At 42.5% G+C, this 23,812-nt stretch carries 18 protein-coding genes; 11 read left to right on the top strand and 7 right to left on the bottom strand.

Going from position 1 to position 23,812, the window contains the following annotated elements; genetic code table 11:
* Positions 1–104 precede the first annotated feature (104 nt).
* Both B4K26_RS00490 and B4K26_RS00485 read left to right on the top strand, forming a co-directional pair.
* Complete coding sequence (locus B4K26_RS00490) at positions 105–1,673, top strand: FGGY-family carbohydrate kinase (protein ID WP_296242929.1); 1,569 nt, start codon at positions 105–107, stop codon at positions 1,671–1,673.
* A 280-nt stretch (positions 1,674–1,953) separates the two neighbouring features.
* Positions 1,954–3,804, top strand: a complete 1,851-nt coding sequence (locus tag B4K26_RS00485) for a BCCT family transporter (protein WP_296242928.1) — start codon at positions 1,954–1,956, stop codon at positions 3,802–3,804.
* Positions 3,805–3,876: 72 nt separating this feature from the next.
* Here the strand turns inward: B4K26_RS00485 and B4K26_RS00480 are convergent, their stop codons facing one another.
* Both B4K26_RS00480 and B4K26_RS00475 read right to left on the bottom strand, forming a co-directional pair.
* Positions 3,877–5,052, bottom strand: coding sequence for a MalY/PatB family protein (locus tag B4K26_RS00480; RefSeq protein WP_296242927.1), 1,176 nt, complete (start codon positions 5,050–5,052; stop codon positions 3,877–3,879).
* Positions 5,053–5,282: 230 nt separating this feature from the next.
* Complete coding sequence (locus B4K26_RS00475; RefSeq protein WP_296243114.1) at positions 5,283–6,062, bottom strand: crotonase/enoyl-CoA hydratase family protein; 780 nt, start codon at positions 6,060–6,062, stop codon at positions 5,283–5,285.
* A 211-nt stretch (positions 6,063–6,273) separates the two neighbouring features.
* Here B4K26_RS00475 and B4K26_RS00470 point away from each other — a divergent pair, with 211 nt between their 5' ends.
* On the top strand, positions 6,274–6,978 hold the full coding sequence (locus B4K26_RS00470) for a LysE family translocator (RefSeq protein ID WP_296242926.1): 705 nt from the start codon (positions 6,274–6,276) through the stop codon (positions 6,976–6,978).
* A 65-nt stretch (positions 6,979–7,043) separates the two neighbouring features.
* Entirely contained in the window at positions 7,044–8,096 is a 1,053-nt protein-coding gene (rlmF, locus tag B4K26_RS00465; protein ID WP_296242925.1) for a 23S rRNA (adenine(1618)-N(6))-methyltransferase RlmF, read from the top strand.
* A gap of 240 nt (positions 8,097–8,336) precedes the next feature.
* Here rlmF and B4K26_RS00460 read toward each other — a convergent pair whose 3' ends face one another.
* The 5 genes from B4K26_RS00460 to dnaA form a co-directional block, all read right to left on the bottom strand.
* Positions 8,337–8,924: a manganese efflux pump MntP family protein gene (locus B4K26_RS00460; protein WP_296242924.1), complete on the bottom strand. Its 588-nt coding sequence runs from the start codon at positions 8,922–8,924 to the stop codon at positions 8,337–8,339.
* Positions 8,925–9,058: 134 nt separating this feature from the next.
* On the bottom strand, positions 9,059–11,593 hold the full coding sequence (gene gyrB, locus B4K26_RS00455; RefSeq protein WP_296243113.1) for a DNA topoisomerase (ATP-hydrolyzing) subunit B: 2,535 nt from the start codon (positions 11,591–11,593) through the stop codon (positions 9,059–9,061).
* A 673-nt stretch (positions 11,594–12,266) separates the two neighbouring features.
* Positions 12,267–13,514, bottom strand: a complete 1,248-nt coding sequence (recF, locus tag B4K26_RS00450) for a DNA replication/repair protein RecF (protein WP_296242923.1) — start codon at positions 13,512–13,514, stop codon at positions 12,267–12,269.
* A 74-nt stretch (positions 13,515–13,588) separates the two neighbouring features.
* Positions 13,589–14,764, bottom strand: a complete 1,176-nt coding sequence (gene dnaN, locus B4K26_RS00445; RefSeq protein WP_296193446.1) for a DNA polymerase III subunit beta — start codon at positions 14,762–14,764, stop codon at positions 13,589–13,591.
* 190 nt (positions 14,765–14,954) lie between these two features.
* Positions 14,955–16,400 carry a chromosomal replication initiator protein DnaA gene (dnaA, locus tag B4K26_RS00440; RefSeq protein WP_296242922.1) on the bottom strand — a complete coding sequence of 482 codons (1,446 nt, stop codon included), beginning with the start codon at positions 16,398–16,400 and terminating at the stop codon, positions 14,955–14,957.
* Positions 16,401–17,047: 647 nt separating this feature from the next.
* Between dnaA and rpmH the strand changes: the two genes are divergently transcribed.
* From rpmH to ribD, 7 genes are all read left to right on the top strand, one after another.
* Positions 17,048–17,182: a 50S ribosomal protein L34 gene (rpmH, locus tag B4K26_RS00435; protein ID WP_007394757.1), complete on the top strand. Its 135-nt coding sequence runs from the start codon at positions 17,048–17,050 to the stop codon at positions 17,180–17,182.
* A gap of 205 nt (positions 17,183–17,387) precedes the next feature.
* Positions 17,388–17,759, top strand: coding sequence for a ribonuclease P protein component (gene rnpA / locus B4K26_RS00430; protein ID WP_296242921.1), 372 nt, complete (start codon positions 17,388–17,390; stop codon positions 17,757–17,759).
* A 31-nt stretch (positions 17,760–17,790) separates the two neighbouring features.
* A complete protein-coding gene (gene yidD / locus B4K26_RS00425) occupies positions 17,791–18,165 on the top strand; it encodes a membrane protein insertion efficiency factor YidD (RefSeq protein ID WP_296242920.1) in 375 nt (124 codons plus the stop codon).
* A gap of 214 nt (positions 18,166–18,379) precedes the next feature.
* A complete protein-coding gene (gene yidC / locus B4K26_RS00420) occupies positions 18,380–20,062 on the top strand; it encodes a membrane protein insertase YidC (protein ID WP_296242919.1) in 1,683 nt (560 codons plus the stop codon).
* 229 nt (positions 20,063–20,291) lie between these two features.
* Entirely contained in the window at positions 20,292–21,737 is a 1,446-nt protein-coding gene (mnmE, locus tag B4K26_RS00415) for a tRNA uridine-5-carboxymethylaminomethyl(34) synthesis GTPase MnmE (RefSeq protein WP_296243112.1), read from the top strand.
* Between the two features lie 113 nt (positions 21,738–21,850).
* Positions 21,851–22,309: a transcriptional regulator NrdR gene (gene nrdR, locus B4K26_RS00410; RefSeq protein WP_149490272.1), complete on the top strand. Its 459-nt coding sequence runs from the start codon at positions 21,851–21,853 to the stop codon at positions 22,307–22,309.
* 123 nt (positions 22,310–22,432) lie between these two features.
* Entirely contained in the window at positions 22,433–23,488 is a 1,056-nt protein-coding gene (gene ribD, locus B4K26_RS00405; protein WP_296242918.1) for a bifunctional diaminohydroxyphosphoribosylaminopyrimidine deaminase/5-amino-6-(5-phosphoribosylamino)uracil reductase RibD, read from the top strand.
* Positions 23,489–23,812: the final 324 nt, after the last annotated feature.

Below are 23,812 nucleotides of genomic sequence, written 5' to 3'. Positions count from 1 at the left end.
CCTCTGTGGGCGTAGGCACAGCAAGCAAGAAAAATTTGTATCAGCCTCGCACTATCATCTCGTGAATCCACTTTATTCAGTATCGACTATAGTAAAGGACTACTATGACCCATAACCTTGATACTCCTATTTATTTCTTAGCCATTGATAATGGTACGCAAAGCGTCAGAGCGCTTATCTTCGATCAATTTGGTAGCGAGATTGCTAAAGCCCGCGTCCCTATCGAACCGTATTTTTCAACTGAGCCCAATTTTGCTGAACAACACGCCGACTATTATTGGCAAAAATTAAGTGAGGCTTGTCAGCAACTTTGGCAAACCTGCGATATTACGCCCGCACAAATTGCTGGTGTCAGTCTTGCCACCCAGCGCTATACTATGATTTGCCTCGATAAAGACAAACAGCCATTACGCCCCGCTATCGTTTGGATGGATTTGCGCCGCGGCGAAACCAATGACATAGGGTTTCTTAATCCCTTAACTAAGCTTGTTGGTATGGGTGAGCTTGTGACTGAGGCACAACAAAAAGCGCGCTGTAATTGGCTCGCACAGCATGAGCCAGAGATATGGGCGAAAACCGCACATTATGTCAATCTCTCCGCCTACCTTACCTATCAGCTTACAGGAGAGCTTGCCGATTCTACAGGTCATGCGTTAGGTTATTTGCCTTATGATTATAAGGCGCAAACATGGCTAAAACCCAAAGATTTAAAATGGCGACTATTTAATTGCCGAATAGAGCAAATGCCCACACTCATTGCACCGGGGCAGCTACTAGGACATATCAGTGCCAACGCTGCCAAAGCGACAGGTATTTCAGCAGGTACGCCGATGATTGCCGCTGCTAGCGATAAAGCTTGCGAAGCTTTAGGTTCCGCAGGTCTCGCTGCCGATACCGCCTGTCTAAGCTTTGGTACCACAGCAACTATTAACACCACCTCGAGCAATTATATTGAGGTACTAAAGCACATGCCCGCTTATACCGCTGCTGCGCCCAATTACTATAATCACGAATATATGATTTATCGCGGCTTTTGGATGGTTAGCTGGTTTAAAGAACAGTTTGCCCAGTACGAAGAACAGCTAGCAAAAACTCAGGGTATCGATACCGAAAAGCTTCTCGACAAGGCGGTCAAAGATATTCCAGCAGGCTGTATGGGACTGATGATGCAGCCGTATTGGTCGCCCGGCGTTCGTCATCCAGGCCTAGAAGGCAAAGGCGCGCTCATTGGATTTGGTGATGTACACACACGAGCGCACGTTTATCGTGCTATCTTAGAGGGGCTGGCTTACGAGCTTAAACTTGGTTTTGATACTATTGAGAAGCGTACAGGCAAGTCTATCAAACACTTGCGCGTCTCTGGTGGTGGCTCCCAAAGCGACTCAGCCATGCAGCTGACCGCTGATATCTTTGGCATGCCCGCTTATCGCCCGCATACTTATGAAGCCTCAGGACTAGGCGCTGCCATCAACTGCGCGGTGGGTCTTAGCGTTTACCCCGACCATTTAACCGCAACTAAGGCGATGGTGCATTTGAGTGATGAATTTGTGCCCATTGACGCCAACGTCCAGCTCTATAAACGCTTATATAATGAAGTCTACCTGAAAATGTATGAGCGCCTAAAACCCTTGTATCATAGCATTCAGGATATTACCGGTTATCCAGCTAAGTAAATTGAGCGGTTAGCCCTTGAGCTTATAACTATAATAGACTTAGACTTAAAATGAGCAAAATTGCAGTCAAACAAGGAGTTTTTAGACTTAGTAAATCTAAGTAATACCATTCACAAAAATTAGAGTAGCAAGGAAAACGAGTGCAAGTGCTACGTACTGTAGACTAAACGAGTTTGACACAGCTAATCGTACTTTTTGGGTTTGGTATAAGGTATAAGGTATAAGGTATAAAACATACCGTCACATATAGATAGAACACTCAATAGGTAATACCAACAATATGTCAAACAGTCAAAAACCTGATCCAAGCACGACCAAACCTTCAAAAGAATACCTTCCAGATTATGTAAAAGCACGATCAAAACATCATAAACCCCCACATCTAGGTACCTTTGACGTGGGTATGTCCATTCCGCAATGGCGACCCGATCATGTACCCGATACCCGTATCGACAAATTTACTTTTAGTATGGTGCTAGTGATACTTTTTAGTATCGCCATACCCTTAATAGTTTTTCCCGAGCAGGGTAAGGCATGGGTGGGCATAGCGCGCAGCTTCGTCGGAGATAACTTTGGCTTTGCTTATTTAGCCTTTGGCGTCCTTGCTATGATGTTCGTTATTTATATCGTGATTTCTGATATCGGTAAAATTAAGTTAGGTCGTCCAGAAGAAACCGCTGAGTTCTCCGATGCTTCTTGGGCATCTATGTTGTTTTGCGGTGGGATTGGTGCCAGTATTCTCTATTGGGGTCTGATTGAGTGGGCGTATTATTATCAAAGCCCACCTTTTAACCTTGCAGGTGGCTCACCAGATGCTATTCGCTGGGCAACTACCTACGGTATCTTTCACTGGGGACCTGTCGCTTGGGCCATCTACTTAGTACCCGCCGTGCCTATCGCTTACTTTTATTATGTGCGCCAGACACCGGTACTCAAGGTCAGCCAAACGCTCATGCCATTATTAGGCGAAAAGCTGGCTAGCAGCAACTGGGCGAAAATGCTCGACGTGTTGTTTGTCTTTGGAATGGTCGGCGGTGGCGCGACGACGCTAGGGCTTGCCTCTCCGCTTATCAATGAAGGCTTATACAATCTATTTGGTTTACCGCGCAACATCACCATGCAGATTGTAGTGTTGTTAGTTACCACCGTAATTTTTGCTTATAGTGCCTATCAAGGGTTAAAAGGCGGGATTCAAAAACTCTCCAATATCAATTTTTATTTGGCTGTGGTTTTCTTATTATTTGTCCTGATTGTCGGGCCAACTGTCTTTATTTTGAATACGGGCTTAGAAGCTATCGGGCGTTCTATCACCGAAATGCCACGCATGATGACTTATATAGAACCGTTCAAAGACTTCCAAGAGTTTGGCTTTAAACACACCACTTTCCCACAAGATTGGACGATTTTCTATTGGGCATGGTGGCTAGTGTTTGCACCGACTATTGGCCTGTTTATTGCCAAAATCTCGAGAGGTCGCACGATACGCAATATGGTCTTAGGCTCGATGTTTTATGGCTCACTTGGCTGTGCGATGTTTATGATTATCTTGGGCAATTATGGTCTATATCTACAATTGACAGGCATTGTCGATGTGGTTGATATCCTCAATAATGAGTCTCCCACTGCGGCCATCTTTGCTATCCTAAATAGCCTGCCGATGTCTTACTTGGTCATCGCCGTCTTTACCTTTTTAGCCGTTATCTTTACTGCCACGACCTTTGATTCCATCTCTTATATCTTGGCGTCCGTCGTACAGGTAGAAGTAGATGATGAACCGCATCGTTGGAATCGTTTATTTTGGGCGTTCACTTTATGTTTATTGCCTGCTATTTTGATGTTTTTAGGAGACCTGCAAACCTTGCAGACCGCTTCTATCATCGCTGGCGCACCTCTTATTATCATTCTATCGATGATGATGGTTGCGGTGATCAAAGCGGCTCGATACGATCTCGCTTATCAGCCTGATTATGGGCTAAAAACCATTCATATCGAAGAGCTGCCTGATAATGCACCGTGGGAAGAAGGGGAAACTTCTGAAGCGCTTGAAGGCTCGATATTGGCTCAACAAGATGAATGGGAGCTGATGCGTGAGGAGACTGAAAATACTGAGAACGCTAAAGATGAGAAGTAATTGTCATTAATACCTTAGAAACAACAAATGAAAAGGCTGGGCTACGTTGGTAGCCCAGCCTTTTTGCTGGATTTATGATAGCTCGGTGACATCGCTATTTAAGGCTATATGCATACGATTTAAGCCCTCTAACAGCAGCGCTTTAGGACACGCCACATTAAGGCGCATTTTTAGATGTCCTTCATTACCATATTTGATTCCTGCACTCAGCTCAACCTTAGCAGCTCTTAGCCTTTCATAGAGCGCTTGGTCGTCTTGCGCATACGCCGAGCAATTAAGCCAAATCAAATACGAAGCTTCTGGACGCATCACCTTAATTTCAGGTAAATGCTTTTCTAAAAATTGTAGCGTTAAGTCAATATTGGCTTCGATATAAGTCAGCGCCTGCGCCAACCACTCACCGCCCTCTTCATAAGCACTACGCATTGCCGTATAAGCAAATAAATTTAGCTCATGCTCGTCACTTAAACGTTGCTGCTGATTAATTTTACTGAGTAATGCGCTGTCTTTAGCAAATATCATAGAGCCTTTAATACCGGCGATATTAAAGGTTTTGGTCATCGAGGTTAGGCTTACCACTTTGTGCTCATAGCCAGCTGCTAAGGTTAAAAAGGGAATGAATTTGTGACCATTCAAGGTTAAATCTTGATGAATCTCATCACTCACAATCGCCACATCATGCTTTCTGCAAATACAAAGCAGTGCTTCAAGCTCATCTGCTGTCCAGACACGTCCGCCAGGATTATGCGGATTGCAGAACAAATAAAGCTTAACCTCATGCTCGATAATTTTGGCTTCGATATCAACCAAATCCAAATAATATCGTCCTTCTATATCTTTGAGTGCAGTGGTCACAAGCGTACGATCATTGTCTAAAACCTTGGTCATAAAAGGCGTATAAATAGGATTATTAATGAGTACCGCATCCCCTGCCTCAGTAAATACTTTCATCATCAGCACCAAACTCGGTACCACACCCGGAGAAAATAGAATATCTTGCTTATCAAGCCACAAGTCATAACGGCTGCCATGCCAGTCGATAATCGCTTGATACAACGGCTCGGTCGGCACGGTGTAACCCAATATGCCATGCTGCGTTACTTGCTCAATCGCTTTTAATATAGGCTCGGCAGCCTTAAAGTCCATATCTGCAACCCATAGCGGAATCGTGTTATCGCTATAGTGCCATTTAAACGATCCCGTATTTCGTCTATCTATTATTTCATCAAAGTTGTACTGCACTGGCATTGTCCTTAATTAGAAAAATAATGATTTAGAGTACAACAGGAATGGCGTCATCACTGAACAAAACAGTAAAAAAACTGTTTAATTTACCAGCGATTATATTGAAAACGACCAAATCTAAAGCTACGCACATAGCCAAACCCATCAATATCAGGAAACAATGTTAAGTATCTTATATCAAATATCTTGGCTAACTCTCTAACAGCCATTCTTTTGAAAGAAGGCCTTATCATTTACCTACCTCTAAACTCCGCCTCACGTCTCTCAACCATCGCCATCGCGCCCTCTTTCGCATCTTCTGAATGAAATAGCGATGGTAGATAACCATGGATATTCGCTAAGGCTGCTTTTGCGCCATTACGGCTGGCATCTTGTGCTGAGGATAGTAATCCTTGCACGCCAAGCGGGGCGGCCGTGCAAATCTCTTGGGCGATAGTTAGCGCGCGCTCATATTCCTCGCCATTTTCCACCACTTCACTGACTAGATTGAGTCCATTAGCGGTTTGTGCATCAAAGTTTTTACCCGTTAATAGATACGGCATGGCTTTTTGCCAGCCAGCAGCAGCGACAAAACGTACCGTTGCCCCACCAAACGGCATGATACCGCGCTGGACTTCCATTTGGGCAAAATTGCAGTTATCACTGGCGATGACGACATCACTATTTAGCATCAGCTCAATGCCAGCGGTAAAGCAAGTGCCTTGAATCGCAACGACGACTGGTTTGGTGCGTAATTTACCGCCAATGCCCCACGGATCGATTTCATCATCATTAAATTCAAACGCGCCTTTATCCCACTTATCTTGAAGCTCCATCAAATCAAGCCCAGCGGTGAAATGTTCACCATGGGCAAATATCAGCGCACAGCGTAGATTAGCGTCATTTTCATAATGAGTGAGCGCCTCGGATAATTGCTTAATCATATGGCTATCAAAGGCGTTGCGTTTATCGGCGCGATTCAGTCCGATTAGACAGATATAGCCATCGATTTTATAAGTAATGCGATTGTTCATATCATTGCTAATAGCGTTGTCAGTAATATTATTAACCATGTTGTGAGAAGTCATAACTTTATCCTTGTTTCAGTATTGATTATCAGTTAGCTTTTAATATAGACATCTGCGCTCTATAACACAAGCAGCGACATCGCCACTATTTCCAGTTGACCTGATTTACGATAAGTGCAACTATTATCCAAACCAAGACTTTACTCAGAGCATTTTTATGGAATTTTGGCACGGTTTTTTACTTATCACCAGCGTACACTTGCTTGCCGCTGCTTCACCTGGCCCTGATTTCGTTTTGGTTTCACAGCAAACGTTAGCCAAAGGTCGCCGCACAGGCCTGATTTGTAGCCTTGGCATTACTTTAGGTCTTGCCGTCCATATTCTCTATTCGGTACTAGGACTAGCAACGGTAATTGCCCATTCTCAGCCTTTGTTGACTGCGATTAAATGGTTAGGTGGTGGTTATTTGATTTATTTGGGTTGGCAAGGGATTGGGGCCAAACCTAAAAATCCGGTCGATTTAGCAAATTCCGCAGAACTAAAAGATTCCGCCACAAACGTTTCACAACTCGCTCTATCTGACCCAACGCTACCTTCTAATACAAACTCAGCCACCAATAGCGATTCAACATTTGCCATTCTACGCCGTGGCTTTTTTTGTAATGTCTTTAATCCCAAAGCACCAGTATATTTTGTAGCGATATTTACCTTGGTATTGTCTCCCAATATTCCGCTTTGGCAGCTGGCAATTTATGGCGTTTGGATGATGGTTTTGCAGATGGCGTGGTTTAGCACGGTGGTGATGCTGCTCTCTATTCCTGCGATTCATCGACGATTTCAGCGCGTTGAGCATTGGATAGACCGTGTCTTAGGTAGCGCAATGATTGTATTGGGGTTAAACCTCATTTTACGCAGCCGATAAGGCATTCGCGGGCTGCGAAATCTGCTAAACTGGTTGATTATATTCAAACCTCAAAGCCTCATACTATGACCAGTAAGCCAATCGCTAGTAATTTAAACGCCCGTAGAGCAAATGCTAATACTCATCGCAACCGCTCACCCGAAACTGCCAAAAAACTTGGCAAGCTACATCCGCGCAATCCGCACCAAGGTCGTTATGACTTTGCGTTATTAACGCGTGCCTTGCCTGAGCTTGCCAAACATACCATTACTAACCCTAAAGGTGAGCCGACGATTAATTTCTCGGACCATCAAGCGGTTCGGGTGCTCAATCAAGCGCTACTTGCTCATTATTATGGTGTTAAGTTTTGGGACATTCCAGAAGGCTATTTATGCCCGCCGATTCCCGGACGCGCCGATTATATCCATTATATCGCCGATTTATTGGCGCAAACCACACACATTAATGACGATCAAACACCGCCAACGGGAAAAGAGATTCACGCTCTCGATATTGGTACTGGTGCCAGTGCCATTTATCCAATTGTCGGTAGCCAAAGTTACGGTTGGCGTTTTACCGCGAGCGATATCGATCCTATTTCGGTTAATACTGCTGCTCTGATTTGTGACGCCAATCCAAAACTAAAAGGTGCAGTTAAAGTAAAATTACAACCTGAGTCTAAGTTTATTTTTAAAAATATCATCGGTCGCCAAGATTATTTCGATGTGGTGGTTTGTAACCCACCCTTCCATGCATCGTTAGATGAAGCAATGGAAGCCAATAGTCGCAAGCAGCATAACCTGCAACGACATCGTGGTAAAAATGAGAGCGAGCAAATAAGTCGCCACTCAACCAAGACTGGAAATGCCACGCAAAACCTAAACTTTGGTGGTCAGCATAAAGAGCTGTGGTCTGAGGGCGGCGAGATTGCCTTTTTAACCAATATGATGAAAGAAAGTAAAAACTATGCCGAGCATGTCGGCTGGTTTACCAGTTTAGTGTCAAAATCAGAAAACGTGAAACCGTTACAACTGTTATTAAAACAACTTGATGTGGCGCAAATGCGTATTATTGAGATGAGCCAAGGTCAAAAAAGCACGCGGGTCTTAGCATGGCGGTTTAATATTGATGAAGTATAACTATTATTAAAAAATTTCCTAAAAGTTTCACGTGAAACAAAAAAAAACCGCTTTAATATTCAAAGCGGTTTTTTTATTACAAGATAAGCAACATAGTAAAAGTATTTTAAAAAAATTAAGGTATGGCTAGTATAAATTTTACTTGCTTGCTGTACCTACGCAGACAGAGACTGCGAAAAACTTATACCAGCTGTCTATGACGTATCGTTATTACTCTTTATGGACTATATAAGATATTTTTTAGCCAAAGAACATCACCTTTAAACCAATTAAAATAAGCACCAAGCCACCTAAAGCCTCTGCTTTATCCTCAAGACGATTCCCTGATTTTTTACCCAAATAGATTCCAAAAGCGCTAAACATAGCAGTAACTAGCGCGATGATCAAACAAGCCAACCACGCGTTTAGCGCCAATAGGTTTAAAGTAAAGCCAGCCGCCATTGCATCGATACTGGTGGCAATCGCAAGGGTAAACATAGCGCGATGATTGATATATTTTTGAACGTTATTATTTATAATAAACTCATTGTCTACCACATCCTCATCGTGTGCGAAAAACACCTCATAGAGCATTTTTCCACCAAGTCCAATAAGGATAACCCCACCAATCCAAGGGGCAGCAGCGGCTAACCGACCTAATAAAGCTGCACCTAATAGATAACCAATCAGCGGCATTACACCCTGAGCAATACCAAAATACAAACCTGCATAAACCGCTAATCGACGCACATAATGACGATCCTGGTTCTGAGATTTAGCACCCAACCCTATCGCAACGGCAAATGCATCCATTGCTAGAGCGATAGCCAGTAACACAACTTCAAGCATTTTATTTTTCGCTTATTTTCGTTTATTACTATTAGTTTCACGTGGAACAAGTTTAATACTAAAAAACCACCGCCTTGTTGTCAAAGCGATGGTTTTTATGGATTAACAGTTATTAAGAAATTTCCATAGCCAATTTAGATATCTAAATTAGAAACGGTCAATGCGTTTTCTTCAATGAAAATACGGCGCGGCTCAACATGATCACCCATTAAACAGGTAAACATATGGTCAGCAGCGATAGCGTCTTCAATCGATACGCGTAACATCCGGCGGTTTTCAGGATCCATGGTCGTATCCCAAAGCTGGTCGGCGTTCATCTCACCCAGCCCTTTATAGCGCTGAATTGCCAAACCACGACGCGCATCAAGCATCATTTGCTGCCAGAGATAATCAAAATCACGAACCGGAATATCTTTGGTCGTTCCTGCCGTAGCTTCGCGGCGGATAAAGGCATCCTCTGCAAGTAGCGTATTCCATTCAGCCGATAAGCGCAGCAGCTTGCTGTATTCGCCTGAATTGATAAAGCTAGCATCCAGCAGATAATGATGCGCCAATTGATGCACATAAACGGTAATACGTGGCAACCATTGGGCTTTGGTAGATAGGGTATCACTGTCATTAGAAGACGCTTGGTCCTCTTCAGACTCTTGAGCCGACGTCATGCCCAATAAATCTGCAGCAGCAGCATCCATATTCTTTGGTTGCGGTGCATGGATATTAACCAATTCAATCTCAGGACTTAAATCACTACCGAAATGCTCAAGCTGCTCTTGTAACGACACTCGCCATGCTTCCATTGCTGACTTATCATAAGTCATATCGGTGCTAAGCTTCGGCGTATGCGTCAATGCATCCAATAATACGGCAGGATAACGAATCTGTAAGCGTGCTTTAATCAGTTGGGTTTGGTTATAATCATTCAGTAACGTCTCAAGCGCTTGACCGGTAATAGCCGGTGCATCGGCACTGATATGTAGCTTAGTATTATCAATCGTTGAGGATAATAAATACGCTTTTAAAGCTTCGTCATCTTTTAAATACAGCTCTTGACGACCTTTTTTCACTTTATAAAGCGGCGGCTGGGCGATATAAATATAACCGCGCTCAATCAATTCTGGCGTTTGGCGGAAAAAGAACGTCAATAGCAGCGTTCTAATGTGTGACCCATCCACGTCCGCATCGGTCATAATGATGATTTTATGATAGCGCACTTTATCGGGATTATATTCATCTGGACCAATGCCGCAGCCAAGGGCAGTAATTAGGTTGCCCACTTCAGCAGATGACAGCATTTTGTCAAAACGAGCTCGCTCAACGTTTAGAATTTTACCTTTTAACGGTAAAATTGCTTGGGTTTTACGGCTTCGGCCTTGTTTTGCTGACCCACCTGCAGAGTCACCTTCGACAATATAAAGCTCTGATAATGCCGGATCTTTTTCTTGGCAATCCGCCAATTTTCCCGGCAGGCCAGCGATATCTAACGTGGTTTTACGACGCGTCATTTCACGGGCTTTACGCGCCGCATCACGGGCACGCGCCGCATCGATAATCTTACTGGCAATTGCTTTACCGGCACTTGGATTTTCCAGCAAATAGTCGTTAAACTTATCATGCATTGCCGATTCAACCGCAGATTTCACTTCACTTGAAACCAGCTTGTCTTTGGTTTGACTTGAGAATTTTGGATCGGGCACTTTAACAGAAACAATCGCGGTCAAACCTTCACGAGCATCATCGCCAGTAGCAACGACTTTCTCTTTTTTGAATAAATTCTCACGATCCATATAGCTGTTAAGGCCGCGCGTCAATGCTGAACGGAAACCTGATAAATGCGTGCCGCCATCGCGCTGCGGGATATTATTGGTAAAGCAGAGTACTTTTTCGTTATAGGTGTCTGTCCACTGCAGCGCCACTTCGACACTGATGCCGTCGTCTTGCTCGCTGGTGAAATGAAAGACGTCATTGATGCCATCTTTACCAGCATTGATATAGCTGACAAACTCTGACAAACCGCCTTTATGCTCAAACTCGTGACGCTTATCAATGCGCTCATCGGTTAAGACAATACGCACACCCGAGTTTAAGAAAGACAACTCACGTAAGCGTTTGGCTAAAATATCGTACTCAAAGATAGTTCCGGTAAAGACATCATTACTTGGGTAAAAACGGATTTGCGTTCCCGTTTTATCGGTCGCTTCCATTTGCTGAATATCCGCATCAGGAACACCGTCGGTATAAGTTTGATGGTAATGATAGCCTTCACGCCAGATATTCATCTCAAGCTTTTTAGATAGAGCGTTTACAACCGAAACCCCAACGCCATGAAGACCGCCCGATACTTTATAGCTGTTATCGTCAAACTTACCGCCAGCATGCAGTACCGTCATGATAACCTGCGCCGCCGATACGCCTTCTTCTGGATGGATGTCCACAGGAACACCGCGGCCGTTATCCATGACGCTGACCGACTCGTCTTCATGGATAATAATATCAATTTGGTCACAATGACCGGCCAACGCCTCATCGATGGAGTTATCCACTACCTCAAAGACCATATGATGCAAGCCGGTACCATCATCGGTATCACCGATATACATACCAGGACGTACGCGAACCGCTTCTAGTCCGCGCAATACACGAATATCTTTGGAGCTATAATCAGAGGGCATTCCTTCAGGGACGGCAGCAGGTGTAATAGTCTCTAGTGCGCTGTCGGTCATCAATTGTTCGTGGTCGGTAGGTAATGAATCACTCATGTGCATTCCTTAATCTAGCCATTATCAGCTATTTGTCATCTGCTCACCACAATGGCAATGCTCGACGACGTTATCTTAGATTTAACGTTTTATGGTCAAAATATTTAATTATAGGGTTAGCAAAAACTTTATCAGATGCCGCTTAAAAGAATATAAACAGTGTTAAAGAAGCAACCATAAACATAATCTGTTTTCCGATCACTATTTTTAATATACGCTCATGCTTTTTTCACACATCATTAAAACAAATTAGAAATAAGCACATATCTATCAAACACTTAGGAGCTAAAATTTATTAATAAACCCTCAAGCAATGCTGATGAAAATTTGTAAGATAACTTGCTGAGAACAGGACAAAAATAAAGCTCCATTTTAGCATTTTTCTGCTGCTAAGTCACTGTTTACTGACAGTTTTATCAGTATTAGGTAAGTATTTTAGGAGAGCATTTTGTTTGGCAAAAAGTTAGCCGAAACAAAGTAAGGTTGGAAGTATTATGAATAAGATAAACTAAAAAAAGAGCTCAAAATAACCATGAAAAATGAGGGATACTTTTCTAATAAACATGACGGTTTTTAAATTTTCATTTTATAAAAAGTCAATTTTACCCTGTTTCACATGAAACATATTAGCTTCTGACCAATACTGACTCACCAAAGGCAAAATCTCGTCGGTTAAGCTGGTCATAAATACCTGACATGGTAGCGGCGCTAACGTCGATAATAGAATGTTTATTGCCCTATCGTCTAGCTCTGCAGTGATATCATCTAAGAGCACTACTGGCGTAACTCTCGATTTCACATCTTGGCTAAGCGTTTTACTTTCCTTTTCTTCGGTAAACGAGACTTCATCATCAAGCAATAGTGGCAACTGTGATAAACGTAAAGCGGTAATTAACAGCTTCTTTTCGCCACGAGAGAGAACATTAGCGGCCTGCTCTTTTATCGTTGGTAGTTTGGCAGCAGTGTCTATTTTCGATACGCTTTTCGAATCGACGATAGCACTGCTATCCGCTTCGTTGTTAGTAGGTTGTGGTAAATCATTAGAGCGCCAGTGGACATGAATATCGGCGCGGTGGTTACCGATACGAGTATAACCCAGTTGCAAATCCTGATCTAAGCGCTCACTAAGCTGGACATCTAGAGGAACAGTGGTGTCATAGCCTGCATTGTAGCTCAAGCTTAATTGCTCAGCATAATCAGGCAATAACTGCGCGATACTTTTAGCAAAATAAGGTTGCCATTCGGTAAAGACACGCTCACGATAATGATGAATAAGAGCGGCATGACTAGCAAGTCCTTTGTCCCATGATTTTAGCTCAGCAAGCTGTATATGCGTGAGATGGCGACTACTTTTTAGTAGACTATTACGCTGTTTTAATAAGCGTTGATAAGCGACCCATTGCGGATGAAAACCTTGTTTCATGTGAAACACTAGCCAATCTAATAGCTGACGTCGATTGGCGCTGCCCTGCTCTAACATATCCATCGACGACGGATCTATCAGTAATGTAGGAAGCTGTTCGGTTAAGATACTTTGATTGTAAACCGTGGCTTGATTCAGCCGTAGAACCGTTGTCGCATCTACTTGCTTTTGAATAGCTAAGGTACTGCCATCATTGAGCTTAGCGTGTACCGTTGCCGCATTTTGATGGTGCTGTATATAGCGTCTAGGCTGATGATGGCGGAAGCTTTTACCTCTTGAAAGTAAGAATATCGCCTCAAGTAACGAGGTTTTGCCACTGCCATTTGCACCGATAATAACGTTGCAAGCAGCAGTATTTAAACTGATCTGGGTCAGATTACGCAGGTGTGAGATCTGTAGACGTTCAATCATAATGGTGACAGCCGCCTATATTACGCTCATTATTCAACAAGCAAAAGTTTGTTATTTTTCATAAGGTCACCAAATTATATACGCATGGGCATAATGACATATTGATGGAAGTCATCATTGAGCTGATTGACCAGTACCGAAGCATTGGATTGGCTCATATGCATTTGCAAATCACCTTGGATCACGCCCAAGACATCTTGCAGATACGCCGCATTAAATGACAACTCCATCGGCTCGCCTTGATACTTTGCTTGAATCATCTCGACTGCCTCGTCTTGCTCAGCATTATTAGCACGAACTTCTACCATACCATCACTGGCAAAATTAAACACCACACCGCGAGATTTCTCATTACTTAAAATCGCTACACGGCGCAGCACATCAGTCATTTTTTCTTGATTAAATAGTGCCAATTTATCGGTATTGCTTGGCATGACGCGACGATAATCAGGGAATTTACCATCGATAAGACGCGCGGTAAAGGTCACCATTAAATCATCACTCACCTGCCCTGTACTATCCACATCACCAAAGGGTAAGCTTACTTGTAAGAATTCACGACCAAAGCTTAGGGTAACTGCATTGTCTTTATCACCAAGCATTTTGCCCAGCTCAGAAGCCAAGCGCTCAAGCTCAATCACCGCTTTACGCGGCAAAATCGCTTGCATATTTAAGTCGCTACTGACATCAATAACACTACGCGCTAACGCCAATCTATGGCCGTCAGTCGCAACCGTAGTCAGTTGCTGCTGTGACACATCAAATAGCATACCGGTCAAATAATAGCGCACATCTTGGATAGCCATTGCAAACTGAGTTTTATGAATCAAATCGGTCAAACGGCTACGACTGATGGTCAAAGGTGTGATATTTTCAGGATTACCAAGACTTGGATAGTCTTCGCTTGGTAATGTACCTAAAGTAAAACGACTTTTACCACTGGTCAGCAGGCAGCGCTCATTTTCTTGAGTGGTAAGATTAACTTGCGCTTGCGTGGGCAATGATTTACAGATATCTCTGAGCTTTGTGGCAGGTAACGTCGTTGTACCTGCTTCGATACAAGCACCAGCAGGCAATTTTAACGTCGATGTCAGCTCTACTTCTAAATCAGAGGCAGTTAAAATAAGCGCCGCCTCAGACAATTGCAGCTTAATATTGCCCAAGATAACCATGTTGTGGCGCTTATCGGCGGCCTTGGCAATCAAGTTAATGGCTTTTAGTAACGACTCTCGATTAATCGATAATTGCATGCTTAGTTACTCTTGTTTATTAGTTGCTCTTATTAAAAGAATTTTTATACGTTTTTAATTCATAGGGTTTTAAAATAATGGCTTAATAATACCTTGTCTACTGATGATAATCCATACAGCTTCTGTCCACTAATCATTAAAATATTATAAACCATATCGACTCGTGACAACATTGTGATACCGCAAGCTTTTAACCCGCTTGCAACATCAAAGCGAGCGTCTTGTAGTCTTTATCAAACGCGGGATCAGCGGCACGTAGCTCATTGACCTTATCACAAGCATGCATCACTGTCGTATGGTCGCGTCCACCAAATGACTGACCAATTTCAGGAAAGCTGTCACTTGTTAGTTCGCGTGATAACGCCATCGCTATTTGCCGTGGTCTGGCGATGCTGCGCGTACGTTTACGGCCCATGATATCTTTTACGCTTACATCGTAGTATTCGGCGACCACTTTACGAATATTATCCATATTTACCGCTTGCACGCGCATCGCAACGATATCTTTTAAGGCGTATTGCACCATCTCAAGTGTAATGGGCGCGCCCGTCAAGTTGGCATTGGCAAACACCTGATTGAGAGCACCTTCTAATCGCCTAACATTAGAAACCACGTTTTGGGCAATGAATAGGGCACATTCTTTAGGCAGGCTCATGCCGTACGATGCCGCTTTTCTTTGTAAAATTTGTACTCGAGTGTCAATCTCAGGTGGATCTACTGCAACCGTCAAACCCCAAGAAAAGCGCGACCTGAAACGCTCGTCAAACTCCGTCATTTGTGATGGATGACGATCTGATGCCAAAATCAGTTGCTTATCACCGCTGGTAAAGTCGGCAAATAAGGTTAAAAACTCATTACTACTTTTTGTTTTACCAGCTAATACATGAATATCATCTACAATTAATAAATCTACTTTTTTTATTTTCTTTTTAAAATCTTCTATTTTATTATTTCTTAATGAATAAACTAATTGATTAATAAATTTTTCGGAAGTGAAATAATAAAAACTTAGATTATTTTTTAAATAGCGATGCGCTACCGAATGCATTAAATGCGTTTTTCCTAAACCAGAAGGTCCGTATATAAATAAAGGATTGTGCCGATTTTTTGATTGGCGTTTTCCAAGCTCGTAACAGGCCTTGTAAGCCAAGTTGTTGGACTTACCAGTGACGAAGGTCTCAAAGGTAAAATCAGGGTTTAGATAGCTTAATGATTTGGCATCGGCAGACTCGATTAGTTCTGCATGACGCATATTGGTATCAATATCCGCTCTAACAATATTACTATGTGTGGTTTGAAAGTTGTGATCTGCAGGGGTAGGGGAGGGCAAATCTTCTTCAAATAAACTACCTGACTGCGACTGACTACTATCAACCGTATCACGACCAGCATTATCAACACGAACAATAACGTCTTCGATACCACCTTGGCTATGTTTCGCAACTAACTGCTGGATGTCCTGTAAATGATTCTTTTTGATATAGCTTACAAAGTAATCGTTAGGAGCGAGAATAATTAAGCTATTGGCTTCTTGATGAGCAGATAACGGTCTTAACCACATCGTAAAGACGTTGTCTTTGACGTGATAACGTAAGTCGTTTAGGCACTTGTCCCAAATAGTTGCTGTATCAATCATGAAAAGTACTAACTCCATAGTCCAAAATAATTGGTCAAAAGGACGCCATTTTTATTGTGAGAATCTATTAATTATAAACTATAGAACAACTCCTTTCTTAAGAGGGTGTCCTATAATCACATCACTTAAAACCATACATCAAGTAGGGGGCTAATCTAACACAAACCACCTGTGGATAACACCTTGTTTTTTGTGGATAAGTTTGTGGATAGTTTTGTGGATAAGTTCATTGTACGAGTTATCCCTATTTCACCCACAGGTTATCCACAGCCTTACCCATAGTCTATCTTTTTGATAATAAATAAAAAAACAAAGTTAACCACAGATAATATGGCTCCCAATAACAACAATACTTATATATATTAATAGTTAGTTATTATAGAGTTCGCTGTAAACTGTGGATAAGTTTTAAAAATTGATTATTAAAATAGGTTTTCTATACAGATAATGCTGGTTTATCAATTTGAATTTACTTAACCAAGCGCTCTTAATCGAAACCAACTCATCATAGTTAAATTAAAAATACTTCCTTTGTTATAAACACATTTGTATGGAAACAGATTTAATTAGTTCGTTGACCAAAATACTATGCGGTGGTATAATCCTTCGCTATTACGAATTTAGTCCATTATTTTGATAGGTGAGTTATGAAACGTACATTCCAACCAAGCGTGATCAAGCGTAAACGTACTCACGGTTTCCGTGCACGTATGGCAACTAAAAAAGGCCGCCAAGTCTTAGCTCGTCGCCGCGCTAAAGGACGTCATCGCCTTACTGTATAGTTAATCAGTAGATTGCGATAAGCATGGCTAATAGTGCTTGTTGTGTTTCTATTATTTTATAGATTGCGATCGTCAATCATCACAACTGACACTTAGCCATATATTAAAAGCGCCCATATCGGCGCTTTTTTTGTCTCTATACTTTGTTGTTATTTCTACGCTATTATCTCTGCTAATGTCATTAGCTCTTATACTAGGTTGTACTATGTCCAATACCGTTTCAGCGTCCCCTAACGCCCGCTTTACCAAAGCACAGCGTCTGCTCACACCTTCGTCCTTTCGTGAGGTATTTGACGCGCCTGAGCGAAAGCTCCATCAAAGCCATCTAATGGCGTTTGTACGTACTAATACTCATGATCAGCCAAGAATCGGTATGGCCATTACCAAACGCAAAGTGCCGACTGCTGTCGCGCGAAATTTAATCAAACGTCATATACGTGAGCAGTTTCGCGTAAAGGCTATTTATTTACAAAATAAAGATATTGTTTTTATTGTTAAAAAATCTACCAAAGATTTAAGTAATAAAGATTTAATAATAGAAATAAATAACATATTTAAAAAAATAGAAATAAGATAGAATTAATTTCTAATGATATAGAAAAAATAAAATGAATTTAACTATGAAGAATATAAATAAATATTTATATAAAATAATTTATCTATTTATTATTTTTTATCAAAGAATGATAAGTCCTATATTACCTGCTCGCTGTCGTTATTATCCAACCTGCTCAAACTATGGCAAACAAGCTTTAGTGTGGCATGGGGTTTGGTCGGGCAGCTGGCTGTTATTAAAACGTATGGGTCGCTGTCATCCATTAGGTGGTCATGGTATTGATTTTGTGCCGCTACCTTTATCGTCTTATCGCTATCAATATGTAGCGTCGGTTGCACAAGCTCATGTCGGACATCAAGGTTTGACTGTCTATAAAGATACCAAGAGCTATGTGGCGCGTTTAAATCATCTGATGAAATCGATATAAACGTTATTATCGTCTGAGCAGTTATGGATATCTATTGAGTTACCCACAAGTTATCCACACGCTTGTATCATTTAGAGTGGTTTTTTAGTAAAATGATGAACATTTTATGTGATTGACTGCTGATATTACCGTTAATAATATGGGTCAATATTAAGTGTGGTCATAACACATGCCTGATTTTTCATTCCCTAATTTTTTAATCTAGGAAAGGTTTATGCAAAAGATATTTCGGGTGATGATCATCATTGCGATGCTAATCACCGCTTATCTGCTGATTTTGGCATGGCGAGATGATTATGCCGATGCGCCAGCTGTAGACGCGGTACCAAAAACTGCAACATCGTCAGGAGTTGATATTCCTTCTACGACTGGCGCAGCAGGCGATATTCCAGCACAAGCGCTACCGGTCGAGGCGGACGCTGTGACAGCGACACCTGCTGAAAACACAGGTCTAATCACGGTCACTACCGATCGCTATGACATCAAAATCAATCCAGAAGGTGGTGATATCGTTTATGCTGCGCTAAAGCAGTATGATGCCACGCTCGATAGCGATAAGCCTTTTGTCTTGTTAGAAAATAACAGCAATCGCGTTTATGTGGCGCAGTCTGGTTTGATTGGTCCAAACGGTATTGATACTGCTGAAGGACGCGCCAACTACAGTCATACTGCGAACAATTATGTGATGGAAAAAGGTCAGCAAACGTTATCAGTGCCGCTTACCTATCAAAAAGATGGCGTCACAGTTACTAAGACCTTTACCTTTACTCATGACGAATATCCGATTGATGTTAGCTATCAGATTCAAAACGCTTCTGCCAATCCTTGGCAGGGTCAAATGTTTGCGCAGTTAAAGCGTGATGACAGTAAAGATCCTGGAATGTCTGATAAAGGCGCGCTCAGTATGGCGACTTACTTGGGCGGTGCTTGGGGAACACCAGAAGATCCTTACAATAAGTTAAAGTTTGGCAAATTTAACGATGGTGAGTTGACCACAACCAGTGATAAAGGTTGGGTTGGCATTGTACAGCATTACTTTGTTTCTGCTTGGACGCCGGAAAACTTTACTGGTAAGTTCTTTAGCCGTGAAACGGGTAATGACTACTTTATCGGTTTTAATAGTCAACCAGTCAATGTGGCGCCAAATAAACAGATAACGTTAAATGCGACTTTATACGCTGGTCCAAAGGTTCAGTCTGAGCTAAAAGAAGTGGCGGTAGGATTGAATCAAACCGTCGACTATGGGCTGTTATGGCCAATATCTAAGATATTATTTGCGATTTTGGATGGTATTCATAAAGTCATCGGCAACTGGGGTTGGTCAATTATTTTGTTGACGCTTCTCGTTAAAATCGCTTTGATGTGGGTATCGAATAAAAGCTACTACTCAATGGCGAAGATGCGTGCTATTGCTCCAAGACTTGCGGCGCTCAAAGAAGAGCACGGTGACGATCGGATGAAAATGTCGCAAGAAATGATGGCGATCTATAAAGAAGAGAAAGTCAATCCGATGGCGGGTTGCTTGCCTATTCTGATGCAAATGCCGATTTTCTTAGCGTTATATTGGGTATTGGTTGAAAGTGTTGAGCTGCGTCATGCGCCTTGGATATTATGGATTCGCGATTTATCCGCAATGGATCCATGGTTTATTTTACCGCTTCTGATGGGTGCATCGATGTTTACCCAGCAGCAATTAAACCCGCAGCCCGCTGATCCCATGCAAGCAAAAGTGATGAAATTCTTACCAATTATCTTCACCGCCTTCATGTTGTTCTTCCCAGCAGGTTTGGTACTATACTGGACCGTAAACAACTTGTTCAGTATGACCCAGCAGTACATTATCAACCGCAAAGTAGAAGAAGAACAAAAACGTCGTACGGTTAAAGTTTTGGACTAAGTTACGCTGAAAGTGAAACGCTTAAATTAACAAAAAACCATCGCTGCAGCGGTGGTTTTTTATGTGCTAAAGAGTGGCTTTGTCTTACCTTAATAAGTGAGGAAAATAGATATATAACCATACTTTAGGGTTTTAATAATCTACTCGTCGAAGTTTGCTTTGTCAGTGCCTGCTAAGCCGTCTATAATGGAGTTTTTGCTTATTGAGAGTGATTGTGGATTCTTTAGAGATGGTACTAGCCGCCGGTAATTTGGATGAGTCACCTAAAAATTCTAATGTATCTGGCCTTCCGACCATCGCAGCGATTGCTACACCGCTTGGGCGTGGTGGCGTCGGTGTTATTCGACTGTCGGGTGCACGAGCCTACGATATTGCTTGTCAGCTCACGGGGAAGTCTGCTTTCACGCCGCGTTTGGCCAGCTTTTGTCGTTTTTATCAAGCCGATGGCACAACCATTGATGAAGGTTTGGTGCTGTATTTTAAAGGTCCGCACTCGTTCACGGGCGAAGATGTGATTGAGCTGCAAGGTCACGGCGGCATGATTTTACAAAATCAGCTATTGGCACGCGTGTTTGAATTGGGCGCAAAACAAGCGGGCGCAGGAGAGTTCTCTTACCGTGCTTTTGAGAATGACAAATTGGATTTGGTGCAAGCAGAAGCTATCGCTGACGCGATTGATGCCACCAGCGCCGCTGCTGCCAGTAGTGCAATTCGCTCGCTTAGTGGTGAGTTTTCCCAAAAAATTAATCAGTTACTTGAGCAATTGATTCATCTGCGCTTGCACGTTGAAGCCGCGATTGATTTTCCCGATGAAGAAGACGTTGATTTCTTATCCGATGGCGTTATTCAAGATAAGCTTGAGCAGACACAAGCAAAAATTGAACAAGTCCTAACAACGGCAAAACAAGGTCAATTATTGCGTGATGGCATTCATGTGGTCCTTGCTGGTAGACCAAACGCCGGTAAATCAAGCTTATTAAATCGCTTGGCTGGGCAAGAACGTGCTATCGTGACCGATGTCGCTGGGACAACGCGTGATACGCTGCAAGAAACCGTCGTGCTCAACGGTTTGACGCTGCATCTAACCGATACTGCAGGTCTGCGCGAGACTGAAGACACGGTCGAGCGTATCGGTATTGAGCGTGCGCGGACGGCGATTACGCAGGCTGATATGCTGCTGATGGTTTATGACGTGACTCGTGACCTTGCAAGTGACAGCACGCCATTACAGCTGGCTGAACAGCTATTTGGTGAGTTGCCAGAAGCCAAGCGCTTACTGATTATTGCCAATAAAAGCGATTTATTAAACGATAACAGCAGTAAAGAAATAACCGCTCTTTCACAAGCAGAAATCAAAAATCGTGGCTATGAGCAGGTTAATGTTTCATGTGAAACAGGCACGGGGATTGATGACTTAGTGGAAATCTTATGTGCTAAAGTAGGTTTTCATCCGCCAGAGAATAGCTTAATCGCCCGTACGCGACACATTGATGCGCTGAGACGTACCGCTGATTCGCTAGTAGAGGCGCATGAGCAGCTAATAGTATTTAAAGCGGGAGAGTTGGTCGCTGAAAGCTTACGCCAAGCACAGCAAAGTTTGGGTGAAATTACCGGTGAATTCAGCGCCGATGATTTATTAGGGAAGATTTTTGGTAGCTTCTGCATTGGTAAGTGATGACCAAAAGGTTGTTTATATATTGGATTGCCTGCTAAGAGATGCCAGTTTTTAGAAAGTTCAATTTTATAAATAACTATACGCGCCTTCATTATTAAACTAAGGAAAAGAGTATGCATTGCCCTTACTGTAATGCGTCAGATACCAAGGTTATCGACTCAAGGCTGGCGGCTGAAGGGGCGCAAGTACGTCGTCGTCGCTCATGTAATAGCTGTCAGGAACGTTTTACGACCTTTGAGGTGGTAGAAGTGGTGATGCCGCGTATTATCAAATCAAGTGGCAAAATCGAACCTTATGATAATGATAAATTGCGCCGCTCGATTTTATTACCGCTACAAAAACGCCCAATTACCATTGATGAACAGGAGGCCATGATTAGCCGTATTGAGAAGCGTGTACGGCAAATGGGCGAGCGTGAGGTGAGTAGTAAAGTATTGGGTGAAATTATCATGAGCGAGCTTAAAACGCTCGATGATGTCGCTTATGTGCGCTTTGCTAGTGTTTATCGCGACTTTCAAGATATCGACGCGTTTCATCAGGAGATTGCCAATATTCGTCCAAATGAAAAATAGGCTGATGTAAATATCGATATCCTAGTAAATCTAATTTAATCCTGAGCAATCTTTGTAATTTAAAATTGCTTAACTTATTGAATGACTATAAAACGTTTCCTACTCTTTATTAAGTACACATCTATGACGAACTCAAATCATTCTCAAGATGACAATGACCGCTATTTTATGATGCTTGCCATCGAGCAGGCGAAGCGCGGCTTGTATACGACCCGACCAAATCCAGCGGTCGGCTGTGTTATTGTTCAAGCAGAAGAAGTTGTCGGTCAAGGATTCCACCCTAAAGCCGGTCAGCCGCATGCTGAAGTGTTTGCCCTAAAAGATGCTGGGACGCGAGCAGTGGGAGCTACCGCTTATGTGACATTAGAGCCTTGCAGTCATACTGGGCGTACACCGCCCTGTGCATTAGGCCTTATTGAGGCTGGTGTGAAACGTGTCGTTATCGCAGGTCTTGATCCTAATCCACAAGTGGCTGGTCGCGGAGTGGGATTGTTAAAGCAAGCGGGGATAACCGTTAGCGTTGGGATATTAACCACACAGGCAGAAGCATTGAATAAAGGCTTTTTAAAGGCGATGCGCACCCAAATGCCTTATGTCAGACTTAAAATCGCTACCAGTCTTGACGGTCGTACCGCAATGGCGTCCGGAGAGTCAAAATGGATTACGGGCGCAGCGGCACGCGAAGATGTTCAGAAGCTACGAGCGCAAAGTAGCGCTATTATCACAGGTAGTGAAACCGTGATCATTGACAACCCGCAATTAAATGTCCGTTCCAACCAATTAGGCGTAAATGCTGCGCAAATCCCCACTCCTAAGGTAGTAATACTGGATAGGCGAGGGCGACTAGAATATGATTTGCAATCTAACTATCAACTATGCCAGCATCCAGAAACATTATATTGGCGCACAGAAAGTTTAATTGATCTGTTAAAAAACTTAGTAAAGGAACATCAATGTTATGACGTTTTAGTAGAGGCTGGCGCAAGCGTTGCAGGAAGCTTTTTGCAACAGCAATTGGTGGATGAACTTATAGTTTATCAAGCACCTTGCTTATTAGGCCCGCAAGCGCGTCCTATGGTTGATATCAATCCACTATCCTTAGCGCAGCAGCTACGTTTTGATATTCAATGTCATGAGCAACTTGGTTCTGACCTTAAACTTACCCTCTTACCTTTATAGCTCATGTCATAACCCTGTTGTTTTTTAAGGTTAAATTCAAGAGATTTTATCCACAAGGTGAGAGCTAGAGATAACTGATGTGGATAAATATAATGGTTTGATTAAGGTTTCACATGAAACTGTGTATAACTTCGTTTCACATGAAACTTATTAGTAATCTCTAACAATGATTTAAATATTTAATATATTAAGAATCAGTAACTTACGATAATTTTTTTGCTCTAGGGAATAACTACTAAGATGTCGAATTACTGTGGATAACTCTTTAGAAATAAAGGTTCTAATCGTACTGTTTCTTAAATTAACGTTAGTTATCCACAATCT

It is taken from the genome of Psychrobacter sp. UBA6766 (assembly GCF_002453355.1).
Classification (GTDB): Bacteria; Pseudomonadota; Gammaproteobacteria; order Pseudomonadales; family Moraxellaceae; genus Psychrobacter.
The sequence above is the reverse complement of the archived record's forward strand: the minus strand, read 5'-3'. Positions and strand labels throughout refer to the sequence as shown.